Source organism: Hyphomicrobium zavarzinii ATCC 27496 (genome assembly GCF_000383415.1).
GTDB lineage: Bacteria > Pseudomonadota > Alphaproteobacteria > Rhizobiales > Hyphomicrobiaceae > Hyphomicrobium_C > Hyphomicrobium_C zavarzinii.
Genome location: NZ_KB911255.1, coordinates 247,713 through 260,433 on the forward strand (window position 1 = coordinate 247,713; position 12,721 = coordinate 260,433).

Consider the following 12,721-nt stretch of genomic DNA (forward strand, 5'->3'; position numbering starts at 1 on the left):
ATCGCGCGCGGACGGAAACGCAAAAAAATGGCCCCGTTTCCGGGGCCAGGATTGGAAGGTCTAACAAACAAAGTCTGCTCGGGCAGGGCGCAGCTCAGGCGGCACGCTTCTCGGGCTTCGCGCACAGGACGAAGGCGATGGCTTCGACGGCCTTGCTCCAATCTCCGGCGTCTGCGGTCTTGGCCTCGGCGCCGAATGCGCGCATGGCATCTTTGGCCGTTCCGCCATCGCGGAAGAAACGGGCGCACGATTGGCGCGCAATGCCTACAGCCTGATGCCACTGCATGGGATTGATGTGCTCGGGGATCATCGGATCGCTCCTTCTTTGACGCGATAATATGTCGGCAAGCACACCAGTTTTCTTCAGTGCCACTACGCGTGACCGGATCATGTGGCACCAACTGGGACTGATGTCAGGTGCCTGGTATGCTTGCCTACTCGTTGGAAGCCCTTTCGGGGCCTCCGAATCTCAGGGTCGAGAAACGCATCACTCCGGGGCTCGACCTCATTCCCGTTACTTGCTGTCCTGATGCTGGCCGCTCGCGGAGACCGTACCTCCGTCTCGGGCACCAGGGTTGGACGCCGCCAAAATTACGCCGACGACATCCTGCAACGAACGCCACGCACTTTCTTCATGCATACGCTTCACTCACACTCTGACGCTTTCACTGCTTGTCCGGCGCGTTGAGGGTAGGCCTCGCCCCGTCGGAGGGGGACTTCGAGGCGGGCCATCGAGCCGGCTGGAACGCATACGCGGGACGCTTACTAGGGGGTGCGAGCCGCTCGGCCATACGCTCGAACTTTTTGGTCCGAGCAGCTCGCTTCATTCGTTCGAACACGCCGCAGAGCGTGCTCTTGGGGGATGCAGAGGGGTACGCAAAATCTACTGTACGCAACGCAGGGGAACGCTTACGCAACGCAACGGCACTCGGTACGCAACTGACGCAACGCTTACTCAAATGGTTCCTGAGAACGGAACGGACTTCTGTTGATAACGTCTGGCCGGAGCCCTGAAGCTCTTCCATTCGCACGACAATCCGGTTCCGGGATGTTTCGAGCGGGACAGTGTCTCGGGATCCAGTTTCCTGGTGCCCCTCGTTCCCCCTGCTCTTCGACGCCTCACCCCGGCACGGTACGCTCGCCACACGCGGTACGCTCAACTGGAAGTTCCTTTTGTGTTCCGCGAATGAGAACAATTAACCGTGACACTGTGGCCACGCGAAGGCGCAAAATTGTCTGGCCGACGAAATGATCTTGACTTGATGTGAAATCGCCACATGCGACGCATGCAAGCGCTTCACCTGTCTGGCTTTTCGCGTTCCTGACCGCTGTTGTTGATAACTCGGCGGCTCCAGGGGCGAGGTTGGGGCCTCTCGGGAAAGGGCGCCGGGCGGCTCGCGCGCCGGGGGAAGCGGCTTCGAAAAGGGGCCGGGTGGATACCAGTCCCGATAACCAACAGAGGCGATCTCAGTCGACCGCGCCGGGTGCGGCACTATAGCTTCCGTTCTCAGATGATCCTCAGAGAGCGGCCCCATGAGCGGACAATTACATGAGCAATTCGAACGGCCAGAGCACCCGCTGCCGTCGGATCGTTCCACTGGACTGGTGTTCACGGCTATCGCGCTCGCCGTGGCCTTTTTCTGGCGGTCCCACACGGCGGTATTAACCATCGCGGCGGGGCTTGCGGTGGTGCTGGCTGCCATCAGCCTGCTTCAGCCTTCTCTCCTGCGTCCGTTGAACATCCTCTGGATGCGCTTCGCGATGCTGGTGAGCAAGATCATGAACCCCATCGTCATGATGATCCTGTTCCTGATCGCCATCGTGCCGGCAGGGCTCATCATGCAGCTTTCGCGCGATCCACTTCGCCGCCGCAAGGGTGACGGCAACACGCATTGGATCGCGACGAGCGCGTCCGAGCGCGCCTCTCTTTCGAACATGAAGAACCAATTCTAGCGGCAGGATCGAACCTGCTGCTCAGGCCATCGTCATAGGGGAAACGTCATGCTTTCGCTGTTCAAGGAACTGTTCGCCTACATGGGGGCCCGCAAGAAGTGGTGGCTCTTCCCGATCATTCTCGTGCTGCTCGTCGTCGGCGGCCTTCTCGTGCTGGCGCAGGGATCGGCGATCGCTCCGTTCATCTACACGGTCTTCTGACGGGCATTGCTTCGCTCGTGTCCGGCATTGCGTCGCGGGCGTGCGGTCGTTTCGCACGCCCTCCCTGAAACCTGGAAACAAAACTCATGCGCGTACTCGGTATTTCGGCTTTCTATCATGACAGCGCAGCCGCGTTGCTCGTGGACGGCAAGCCCGTTGCAGCGGCGCAGGAGGAGCGTTTCACCCGCAAGAAGCACGATCCGGGATTTCCGGAGAATGCGATCCGCTATTGCCTCGATGAAGGCGGCATCGATCTCGACGACGTCGATCACATCGCCTTCTTCGAGAAGCCGCTGTTGAAGTTCGAGCGCCTGCTCGAGACCTATCTCGCCAATGCGCCGGCCGGTTATCGATCTTTCAAGATGGCGCTTCCCGTCTGGATCAAGGAGAAGCTGTTTCAGAAAGTCGGCATGGTGAAATCGCTGACGCCGCTCTCCCGCTCCGGCAAGGGAATCGAGGAGAAGCTGCTGTTCGCCGAGCACCACCAGAGCCACGCCGCATCGGCGTTTTTTCCCTCTCCGTTCGAGGAAGCCGTTGTTCTCACGCTCGACGGCGTCGGCGAATGGGCGACGACTTCGGTTGCGATCGGGCGCGGCTCGACGCTGGAAACGGTGCGCGAGATTCACTGGCCGCACAGCATCGGCCTGCTCTACTCCGCGTTCACGTACTACACGGGCTTCAAGGTCAACTCCGGCGAATACAAGGTGATGGGCCTCGCGCCCTATGGCGTGCCGAAATATGCGGATCGCATCCTCAATACGCTGATGGACCTCAAGGAGGACGGCAGCTTCTGGCTCGACCAGAAGTATTTCAACTATGCGACCGGCCTCACGATGACCTCGCGCGCCTTCGACGACGTGTTCGGCGGGCCGCCGCGCAAGTCCGAGACGCCGCTCACGCAACGCGAGATGGATCTCGCGGCCTCGGTGCAGGCTGTCACGGAAGAGGTGATGTTGCGCATCACGCGGGATCTCGCCAAGACCTACGGCATCTCCAATCTCTGCATGGCAGGCGGTGTCGCGCTCAACTGCGTCGCAAACGGCAAGATCCTGCGCGATGGGCATTTCAAGCGCATCTGGGTGCAGCCGGCGGCGGGCGATGCGGGCGGTGCGCTGGGTGCGGCCTATGCGGCCCACAGCATTCACGCGAAGAAGCCGCGCGTCGCGACGAACGGCGCCCTCGACGGGATGCACGGCGCGTATCTCGGGCCGGCCTACACGCAGGCCGATATCGAGCAGCGCCTCAAGAAGGCAGGCGCCAAGTTCAAGACCTATGACGACGCGGGGCTGCTCGAGCGCACGGTGGACGCGCTGGAGGCTGGACATGCCGTCGGCTGGTTCCAGGGGCGCATGGAGTTCGGTCCGCGTGCGCTCGGTGCGCGCTCGATCCTTGGAGATCCGCGCAATCCAGAAATGCAGCGCAACCTCAACCTCAAGATCAAGTATCGCGAGAGCTTCCGTCCGTTCGCGCCGTCTGTTCTCGCGGAGGATGTTTCCAACTACTTCGATCTCGACAGCGAGAGCCCGTACATGCTGCTCGTCGCCGACGTGGTCGAAGGTCGCCGGCGTTCCATGACCGAGGACGAGACGAAGCTGTTCGGCATCGACAAGCTCAACGTGCCGCGCTCGGACATTCCGGCCGTGACGCACGTCGACTACTCGGCGCGCGTGCAAACGGTGCACAAGGAGACGAACCCGCGCTATCACGCGCTCATCTCCGCGTTCAAGGCGCGCACGGGCTGCCCCGTCGTCGTCAACACGAGCTTCAACGTGCGGGGCGAGCCCATCGTCGGCACGCCGGAGGATGCGTTCCGCTGCTTCATGGGCTGCGAGATGGAGACGCTGGTGGTGGGCAATTGCGTGCTCGACAAGAGCGAGCAGGATCCGTCGCTGCGCGTCGACTACAAGGACAAGTTCGAGCTCGACTGACGCGGCCCGCGATGACGCGGATCGTGCGGAGTTCCGTTTCCGGTTGCAACGAGGTGGCGCGCGATGGTGGCTGAAGCAAACAATCGGCGACTGCTTCTCGTCGCGGGTAGCGTGTGCTTCATGCTGCTCACGCTTCTGTTGTGGCTCACGGCCGATACGGAGCCGACGACACCGTCCACGCGGCGGCTGTTCGGTCTGTGGCGAATCCGGACGATCGTTCCGGCTCTCGCGCTCGCCGTGATCGGAACCGGGTTCCTGCTCGCTGCGTGGTCGCGTTCCCGCCTGCTCGCCTATCTTTCCTCTGTGTTTGCTATCGTCGCGACGCTCGGCGCTCTGGAGGCGCTCGGCGCCGTGGGGCTCGTCTCCTGGGAGGCGATGTTCAAGCCTCGGGTCGACGAGCTAGGCAGCCTCGGCACCAAGCGCGAGCCGAACATTGATAAGCACGGGACCACGCACCAGGACACGGCCTCGGCGTGGGGGCTGCCGAGCGACCCGATCCCGTTCCAGTATCGCACCGACCGGCATGGCTTCCGTAACGCGATCGATCGCGAGGGCGGTGAGATCATCCTGCTCGGGGATTCGATCCTCGTCGCTGCGCTGGTGCCGGTCGAGAAGACGCTCGGCGCGCGGCTTGAAGCGCTGACATCGCGGACTACGCAGCAGATCGCACTCATCGGCATCGCGCCGCAGGAGGAGCATGAGCTTTTCTGGGAGACCGCGCCCGACCTCAAGGGCAAGCGCGTCGTCCAGTTCATTTTCGAAGGCAACGACCTTCTCGATTCACGCCGCTTCGAGCGCATGAAGAGCGGTGGTGCGGCGCCGACCCCGGAAGGGGGGCTTCTCCACGATCAGATCTGGAAGATGCTGACCGCGGCGACGGACGGCCAGCAGGGCGTGCACGGACTTCGGGTGTGCACCGTCAACGATCAGCTCTACACGTTCCTGTGGGCACGCAACTCCTTCGAGGGCGTCGAGAGCGAGGTGGAAAACATCACCCGCTCCCTCGATCAATTCGGAGAGCGGGTGCGCGCCGCGGGCGGGCAGTATGCGGTGGTGTTCGTGCCGAACAAGCTGCACGTGCTGGCGGGGCTCTGCAGGTTCCCCGCGGAGGGCGAAATCAAGGATCCGGCTCAACACATCGGCCAGCTTCGTGGGCAGCTCGAAGCGTGGGGTGCCAAGTCCGGTGTTCCGGTTCTCGATCTTACCGATCCCTTGATCGCGGTTGCGCGCGAGGGAAGGGTCCCCTGGTTCTGGGGCGATACCCACTGGAACGAGACCGGGCATGAGGTTGCGGCGCGCGCACTAGCAGATTGGCCAGCCCTCAGCGCGGCACCCTAGAGCCTTCGAGATACCGGGCGCTTTGCAGAAGCGGCCCCTTTCAGGTCAGGGACCTTCGGCGGCGAGGAAGGCTGCCTTGATGGCGCCGGCGAAGGCGAGCAGCGAGGCGATGACGTTCCAGCCTGCGAGGGAGAGGCCGGCGAAGGTCCAGGCTGCTTCGTCACAGCGGACGACGCGGGTCTGGTCGAGGCCGCTCAGCAGGTCGGACGCGGAGGTGGGGAGTGCCTGGGCCGTGCCGCATGTATCGGGGCCGGGCCAGAATTTCCACTCGACGCCCGCGTGATAGACGCCGAGCCCCGCATTGGCCAGGAACGCGAGCGCAACCACGAAGAAAATCAGCGCGGCGACCCGGGGCTTCTCAGATACCAGCGCCATGGCGATGAAGAGCAGAGGGATCGAGGCATAGTACGCATACCGCTGCATCAAGCAGAGCGGGCAGGGTGCCAAGCCGCCGAGGTGCTCGAACGCGAGCGCTCCCAGAATGACGCCGGTGGCGAGGAAGAGCGTCAGGCCGCCATAGCGATAGGCGGCGGTTTTTTCCGGTAGCTCGGTTGTCAGCATGCGCGTGGCTCCTCGGGGCCGCCCTGCCGGCGGACCCCTACTCTAGAATACATATTTGATGGCGACGAAGCCCAGAACCAGCAAGACTACGAACACCGTGGTGACCAAGGTCAGCCGCTTCTCGATGAACTCGCGGATCGGCTCGCCGAAGAAATAGAGCAGGCCCGCCACCAGATAGAAGCGCATGGCACGTGCGATGACGCTCGCCAGCATGAATTCGATGAGTGGCATGTGGGTGACGCCGGCGGTGATGGTGAGCACCTTGTAGGGGAACGGCGTCATGCCCTTGATGATCAGGATCCAGACGCCCCATTCGTTGAACCAGTTGGTGAACTCGCCGAAGCTCTGTGCCTTGCCGTAGAACTCGAGGATGGGACGCCCGATCTGCTCGAAGAAAAAGTAGCCGATGCCGTAGCCGAATGCGCCGCCGATGACCGAGCCGATCGTGGCGACGGTGGCATACCACCACGCCTTGGCGCGCTGAGCGATCACCATCGGGATCAGCATCACGTCCGGAGGGATGGGGAAGAACGAGCTTTCGATGAAGGACACCCAGAACAGGGCGTGGGGAGCGCGGTCGTTGCGCGCCTTGGCCATCATCCAATCGTATAAACGCCGCATCATGATTGTGTGTCCCCCGGGAGAGCGCCAACGGCTGATTAGAGCAGGATCGCTCCGATTGGAAGGGCGCCGTCTGGTGCAAAAGTGGCCGGAGTCCTGACGGGAGCTTGTGTCATGAGCTTGACGGCGGGCCGAGCGGTTCGAAGCTCGCGGACAGCTCCAGTACGAGCTGGTTGAGGATGAAGCGTCCGGAGGGCGTGGCGCGGATGCGGCCTTCGCGGGCGAGCGGGCGGGGCTTTGCCGTGACATGGGACGGGGCGAGGCCCGGCCCGAGGCACGCGCGGATCTCGTCCAGGCCGCCGCTTTCAGGGTGTCGCGGCGGGTCGACCCATTCCATAAAACCTTGCGCGATGAGGGCATCGACGACGGACTTGCGTGGCGCGAGGCGGCCTAGGCTCGCGAGCCGCGCGAGATCGATGCCCTCGGACAGCCGCAACCCCATCAGCATCATCTCGTCGGTACGCGCGGCCGGAGAGAGTGTCTCCGTCTCGACAATGCCGGTGCCGGTGCGCTCGACCTGGTCCAGCCAGCGTTCCGGGCTCCGCTCGGTCATGGTGGCAAGATGGGCGCTAGGCGCGGCGAGGCGGCCGTGAGCGCCAGGGCCGACGCCAGCGTACTCGCCGTAGCGCCAATAGAGCAGGTTGTGGCGGCTCTCCTCTCCTTCGCGCGCGTGGTTCGAGATCTCGTACTGGCCGAAGCCGGCGGCGCCCGTCAGTTCCTGCGTCAGCTCATAGAGATCGTGTGCGGCCTCGGCTGCGGGAATGACGAGCCGCCCTTTGGCGTAGAGATCGGCGAAACGTGTCTCAGGCTCGATGGTGAGCTGGTAGAGCGAAAGGTGGTCGCCGGCCATGTCGATCGCTTCGGCAAGCTCGGCGCGCCAATCCGCGAGCGTCTGATCAGGTCGCGCGTAGATGAGATCGAAGGAGAAGCGATCGAAGGTGCGGCGCGCGATCTCCACGGCGGCTTTGGCCTCGGCGACCGAGTGGATGCGTCCCAGGCGTTTCAGGTCTCCTTCTCGCAGGGACTGCACGCCGATGGAGACGCGGTTGACGCCGGCTGCGCGATAGCCCGCGAAGCGCGCGGCTTCCACGCTGCCGGGATTGGCTTCGAGCGTGATCTCGGCATCCGCATCGACGGGCCAGAGCTCCGCGATGTGATCGAGGATGGCGCCAACGGTCTCCGGCTTCATGAGGGAAGGCGTGCCGCCTCCGAAGAAGATCGACGATACGGTGCGCGCGTTCCTGCCGCTCTCGGAGGACGACGCTCCCGCGATGAGGCGCGCGACGTGGTCCAGCTCGCGTTTGTAGGCGGCGAGATAGCGCGGCTCGTCCCAGCCGCCGAAGCGGACATGGCTGTTGAAATCGCAGTACGGACATTTCTGCGCGCAGAACGGCCAGTGGATGTAGACGCCGAAGCCCGGCTCTCCGTCGTTCTGGCGTATGGTGGTGTCGGTTGTCATCGGCTGGCCGCGAGGAGCGCGCGGGCCAGGGTTCGCCAGCGGGGCTCTGCGTCCGGGACATCGGCGGCGGAGGCCGCCTTTTCAAGGGCGGCGAGAAACGCGGCGAGGTCGGCCGCTTTCCACTCCGGCGCGTTCCGCGCGAAGTCCTCCCGCAGACTGCCAATGAAGCGAGCCAGCTCGGCCTGCGTGGAAAGATTGCGGGCGGCGGCTTCGAGAGCTTCGAGATTGCGCCCGGATTTGGGGGCGGCGTGCTGGGGCTTCACCTGCTCCAGGCAGTCGCGCTTGAACGCCTCGAAGGCGCGCGTTCGGTGCGAGATCGCATATTTGGATGCGGGCTCCATCTCGCCGAAGGTGAGGGTCTCTCCGTCCGCCACGAACATGGGATCGTAGCCGAAGCCGTTGCCGCCGCGGGTAGGCCAGACGAGTGTGCCGTAGACGCGGCCTTCGAACAGGCGATGCTCTCCCGTCGGCCACGCGAGGCAGAGTACGGAAATGAAGTTCGCGCGGGGGGCGGCGCCGTTCCAGGCCCCCTTTTCCGCGAGCGCGTCGTGGACGCGGCGCATGGCGAGGCCGAAATCCTTGCCCGGTCCTGCCCAGCGGGCGGAATAGATGCCGGGGGCGCCGCCGAGCGCCTCCACCTCCAGGCCGGAGTCGTCGGCGAGCGCGGGCAGGCCCGAGCCCTCGGCGGCCGCGAGTGCCTTGAGGCGCGCGTTGCCCTCGAAGGTGGGCTCGGTCTCCTCAGGTTCGGCGAGGCCGAGGTCACCGGCAGAGACGGCATCGAAGCCGTAAGGCGCGATCAGCTCCTTGATCTCCCACACCTTGCCGGGATTGTGGCTCGCCACCACGAGACGGCTTCCAGGCGCCAACTGCTTCATTCGTCAAATCCCCAGATGCGCGGCTCGGCGAACTCGACGGAGTTGCCGGCCGGGTCGCGCACGTAAATCGAACGGCCGCCCGATGGCCAGGTGAAGTCTGCCTCGATCGCGACGTCGAAGTCGGCGAGGCGATGGCGCCAGGCTTCGATCTCGAACGAGGTTGCCGCGAAGCAGACGTGGCCTTCGCCTTCCGCGCCGTGGGCCGGCACGGGCAGGGGGCCGCCCATGGATTTGCGCGTTGCTTGCGGGTTGAAGATCAGAAGCATCTGGCCTTCGAGCTTATAGAAGATGTGGCGGCCTTCGGTCTTGGCATAAAGCTTCAAGCCCAGCACACCGCTGTAGAAAGTCTCCGCGGCGGCGAGATCGCCGGCGTAAAGCACGGTTTCGAGGATCGCAGTTGGCGGCATCTGGTGATTTCTCCTCTTTTCCCGCGAGGCTGAGGAGGGGCTAGTTGAGCGCCCACAGGAATATCACGGTCGACAGGGCGCCGAGTGCGGTCCGGATGGCGTGGAGACCGCCCCACTTCTCAATGAGTGCGCGCGTGTCGGGGCCGGCCGATCCGGAGGGCGTGGCGAGCAGCCGGGTGTTGGTCGGCATGATGGCGATGAGGGTGAACGGCCAGTTGGCAATGATGACGAGGCCGCCTGCGATCCAGCGCCAATCGCCGGTGGTCCACCAGGCCGAGAGCGCGAGAAGGAAGCCGATCACGGCGAGCGGTGCCTGCATGGCGAAGCCGCGCTTGTAGCTGGGTTTCCATTCCGCCAGCAGGGCGCGGTCATCGAGCTGAAGGCGAGCCGGTTGCTCGGCGAAGTTGATGTAGACGGCCGCGCCGGTGAAGACGGCGGCCGTGACGAGAGCCAAGTGCCCAGCGAGCATGGCGTGCTCCTGTTCTCAGGCGGTCGGCAGCAGGCCTTGGTTCAAGACGCCGTCAGGCCACCGTGAGCTTCTGCAACTCGACCAACTCGGCGATGCCCTTGCGGGCGAGCACCATCAACTGGTCGAAGCTTTCCTGGCTGAAGGCGACCGTCTCGGCCGTGCCCTGCACCTCGACGATGCCGCCGGCCCCGGTCATGACGAAGTTCGAATCCGCGTCCGCGGCCGAGTCCTCGGCATAATCCAGATCGAGGACGGGCGCGCCTTTGTAGAGGCCCGCGGAGACGGCGGCGACGTGGTCGCGCAGGACCCCGTCCTTGACCATGTCCCGCAGCTTCATCCACTGGATGCAGTCGTGGAGCGCGACCCAGGCGCCGGTTATGGCGGCAGTGCGCGTGCCGCCGTCGGCCTGGATGACGTCGCAGTCGATGGAGATCTGGCGCTCACCGAGCTTGGGGAGGTCCACGACGGCGCGAAGGGCGCGGCCGATCAGGCGCTGGATCTCCTGGGTGCGTCCGGACTGGTTGCCGACCGCGGCCTCGCGGCGGGTGCGCTCGCTGGTGGCGCGGGGCAGCATGCCGTATTCGGCCGTGACCCAGCCTCGCCCCTGGCCCTTGAGCCATGGCGGAATGCGCTCCTCGAGGCTCGCGGTGCACAGCACATGGGTGTTGCCGAACTTGATGAGGCAGGACCCTTCGGCGTGCATGGACACCGCGCGCTCGAGGGAGACGCGGCGAAGCTCGCCTGGCTGGCGTTTGGAGGGGCGCATGGGATCTCGGTTCTCTATGGAGGATCAGGGGCGCGCAGGCGCCCTCACCCCTCGTATCCTGGTAATTCGCGCGACCCTACGGGAGGGCTCAGTCCGGATCAACCTCCAATTCCGGGCCTGCTCGCCGGTCCGGGGGCTCTCTTTCCGACGTGCACGCTCAACTTAGCGGCGGGTGTTCGCGGGGGTGAACTTGGTCTTGCATTGACGAGCAGCCTCGCCATTTTTTAGGGTCTCCCGCGACGGCCGACGCCGCATGACCGGTAACTCGATGTCCGACCCTCAATCCGAAATCAAAAAGCTCAGTGAACGCTCGCGCACGATCCTTCGCGAGATCGTGGACAGCTATCTGGCGACGGGCGAGCCCGTCGGTTCGCGCAACCTGTCGCGCGTGCTGCCGATGGCCCTTTCGCCCGCTTCGATCCGTAACGTGATGAGCGACCTCGAGCACGCGGGCCTCATCTATGCGCCGCATACCTCGGCCGGGCGGCTGCCGACGCAATCCGGGCTCAGGATGTTCGTCGACGGCCTCTTGGAGGTCGGCGACCTCAGCGAGGAGGAGCGGCGGAAAATCGAGGCGCAGATCGCCGTCAAGCGCACCAAGTCGCTGGACCAGGTGCTGATGGAAGCCGGCGAGATGATCTCCGGCCTTTCCCATTGCGCGGGCGTGGTGCTCGCGGAGAAGCAGGTCGCGCGGCTGAAGCACATCGATTTCGTGCCGATCGAGCCGACCAAGGCGCTCGTCATCCTCGTTGACGAAGACCAAAACGTCGAGAACCGTCTGATCGACATTCCGGCCGGGCTTCCGCCCTCGGCGCTCACGGAGGCTGCGAACTATCTCAATGCGCACATCCGCGGGCTCACCATTCCCGAGGCGCGCGCCTCGATGGAGGCGGAGCTGGGTCAGGCGCGGGCCGAGCTCGACAAGCTGACGCAGAAGGTGATCAAGGCGGGGCTCGCCGAGTGGTCAGGCACGCTGGACGATCGCAAGAGCCTGATCGTGCGCGGACAGGCCAATCTGCTCAAGGATCTGACGGCGATCGAGGACTTGGCGCGGATTCGACAGCTTTTCGACGATCTCGAAACCAAGCGGGACCTGTCGCAGATCCTGGGGCTCGCGGAACATGCCGACGGCGTGCGCATTTTTATCGGCTCGGAGAACAAGCTGTTCTCGCTTTCCGGCTCGTCGCTGATCGTCGCGCCGTTCCACGACGGAGACCGCAAAGTTGTCGGCGTTTTGGGTGTTATTGGCCCGACGCGGCTCAACTATGCCCGTATCATTCCGATGGTAGACTATACGGCGCGGCTGGTTAGCCGCGTGCTGGCTTGATTTTTCCTGGTTGGCGGCTGATATCGGGCGCACGTGTGCGCCTTCGGTGGCCGTTCGATCGGCCGCACCCGAGACGGCGTTCAACCCAGTTCGCATCGACGCGGAGATGTCATGGCTGACGAGACGACGAATCCCAATGCAGCAAGTGGTGCGGGCGAAGCTCCCTCCGATGCGCCTGCCAACGCGGCCGAGGAGGTGCTGCGGCTCGGAGCGGAGGTCGATACCCTCAAGGGACAGGTTTCGGATCTGACCGACCGCCTTCTGAGGGCGCATGCGGAGATGGACAACGTCCGCAAGCGCCTCGAGCGCGAGCGTGAGGAAACCGCGAAGTATGCGATCACCAAGTTTGCCCGCGACGTGGTGAACGTCGCCGATAACTTCGAGCGCGCCATCCAAGCGGTGCCCGCCGGCGCGGCCGATCAGGACGCCGCGCTCAAGGCGCTGGTCGAGGGCGTCAGCATGACGGAGCGCGAGTTCCTCAACGTGCTCGAGCGCAATGGCGTTCGCCGCATCACCCCCAAGGGGGAGCCGTTCAACCCGCACCAGCATCAGGCGATGATGGAGATGCAGAACGCGGACGTGGCCCCCGGCACGATCCTCGAAGTCTACCAGTCGGGCTACGTGATCGAGGATCGCGTGCTCCGTCCGGCCATGGTGGTCGTGGCAAAAGGAGGATCGAAGCCTTCCAAGGCCCCGGCCGCGGAGGGGGCGGACGAGGCCGGCGGCGGGGACGCGCCCGCGTCCGAGGCCTCGCCGGGGAGCGACACCTCGGTCTGAGGGCGCGCTCTCACGTCAGGGCGCGCGGGCAGGGTACCG

General features: G+C 64.6%; 14 protein-coding genes. 6 read left to right on the forward strand and 8 right to left on the reverse strand.

Annotation, left to right across the window (positions count from 1 at the left end; translation table 11 throughout):
* Positions 1-94 precede the first annotated feature (94 nt).
* Positions 95-310 (reverse strand): hypothetical protein, encoded by a 216-nt coding sequence (locus F812_RS0101160; RefSeq protein ID WP_020084118.1) that lies wholly within the window; start codon positions 308-310, stop codon positions 95-97.
* 1,223 nt (positions 311-1,533) lie between these two features.
* Here F812_RS0101160 and F812_RS0101165 point away from each other — a divergent pair.
* The 4 genes from F812_RS0101165 (at position 1,534) to F812_RS0101180 (ending at position 5,420) form a co-directional block, all read left to right on the forward strand.
* The gene (locus F812_RS0101165; protein WP_026867750.1) at positions 1,534-1,953 is read left to right on the forward strand and encodes a hypothetical protein; all 420 of its coding nucleotides are present in this window, start codon (positions 1,534-1,536) and stop codon (positions 1,951-1,953) included.
* Positions 1,954-2,001: 48 nt separating this feature from the next.
* The gene (locus F812_RS26755; RefSeq protein ID WP_020084120.1) at positions 2,002-2,154 is read left to right on the forward strand and encodes a DUF5989 family protein; all 153 of its coding nucleotides are present in this window, start codon (positions 2,002-2,004) and stop codon (positions 2,152-2,154) included.
* Positions 2,155-2,240: 86 nt separating this feature from the next.
* Positions 2,241-4,082, forward strand: a complete 1,842-nt coding sequence (locus F812_RS0101175; RefSeq protein WP_020084121.1) for a carbamoyltransferase family protein — start codon at positions 2,241-2,243, stop codon at positions 4,080-4,082.
* A gap of 63 nt (positions 4,083-4,145) precedes the next feature.
* On the forward strand, positions 4,146-5,420 hold the full coding sequence (locus tag F812_RS0101180) for an alginate O-acetyltransferase AlgX-related protein (protein ID WP_020084122.1): 1,275 nt from the start codon (positions 4,146-4,148) through the stop codon (positions 5,418-5,420).
* A 45-nt stretch (positions 5,421-5,465) separates the two neighbouring features.
* On the opposite strand, the gene F812_RS0101185 is transcribed toward F812_RS0101180, so the two are convergent.
* The 7 genes from F812_RS0101185 to rph form a co-directional block, all read right to left on the reverse strand.
* A complete protein-coding gene (locus F812_RS0101185; protein ID WP_020084123.1) occupies positions 5,466-5,981 on the reverse strand; it encodes a disulfide bond formation protein B in 516 nt (171 codons plus the stop codon).
* 42 nt (positions 5,982-6,023) lie between these two features.
* Positions 6,024-6,605, reverse strand: coding sequence for a YqaA family protein (locus F812_RS0101190; protein ID WP_026867751.1), 582 nt, complete (start codon positions 6,603-6,605; stop codon positions 6,024-6,026).
* Between the two features lie 109 nt (positions 6,606-6,714).
* Positions 6,715-8,061 (reverse strand): radical SAM family heme chaperone HemW, encoded by a 1,347-nt coding sequence (gene hemW / locus F812_RS0101195; RefSeq protein ID WP_020084125.1) that lies wholly within the window; start codon positions 8,059-8,061, stop codon positions 6,715-6,717.
* Positions 8,058-8,936 (reverse strand): RdgB/HAM1 family non-canonical purine NTP pyrophosphatase, encoded by an 879-nt coding sequence (gene rdgB / locus F812_RS0101200; RefSeq protein ID WP_020084126.1) that lies wholly within the window; start codon positions 8,934-8,936, stop codon positions 8,058-8,060. The genes hemW and rdgB overlap by 4 nt, the downstream gene beginning before the upstream one ends.
* Entirely contained in the window at positions 8,933-9,343 is a 411-nt protein-coding gene (locus F812_RS0101205) for a VOC family protein (protein ID WP_020084127.1), read from the reverse strand. The genes rdgB and F812_RS0101205 overlap by 4 nt, the downstream gene beginning before the upstream one ends.
* 40 nt (positions 9,344-9,383) lie before the next feature.
* Positions 9,384-9,812: an anthrone oxygenase family protein gene (locus F812_RS0101210; protein WP_020084128.1), complete on the reverse strand. Its 429-nt coding sequence runs from the start codon at positions 9,810-9,812 to the stop codon at positions 9,384-9,386.
* 52 nt (positions 9,813-9,864) lie between these two features.
* On the reverse strand, positions 9,865-10,578 hold the full coding sequence (gene rph, locus F812_RS0101215; protein ID WP_020084129.1) for a ribonuclease PH: 714 nt from the start codon (positions 10,576-10,578) through the stop codon (positions 9,865-9,867).
* 253 nt (positions 10,579-10,831) lie between these two features.
* Here rph and hrcA point away from each other — a divergent pair, with 253 nt between their 5' ends.
* Together hrcA and grpE are read left to right on the forward strand one after the other, a co-directional pair.
* A complete protein-coding gene (gene hrcA, locus F812_RS0101220) occupies positions 10,832-11,905 on the forward strand; it encodes a heat-inducible transcriptional repressor HrcA (protein WP_020084130.1) in 1,074 nt (357 codons plus the stop codon).
* A 111-nt stretch (positions 11,906-12,016) separates the two neighbouring features.
* The gene (gene grpE / locus F812_RS22105) at positions 12,017-12,682 is read left to right on the forward strand and encodes a nucleotide exchange factor GrpE (protein WP_020084131.1); all 666 of its coding nucleotides are present in this window, start codon (positions 12,017-12,019) and stop codon (positions 12,680-12,682) included.
* Positions 12,683-12,721 lie beyond the last annotated feature (39 nt).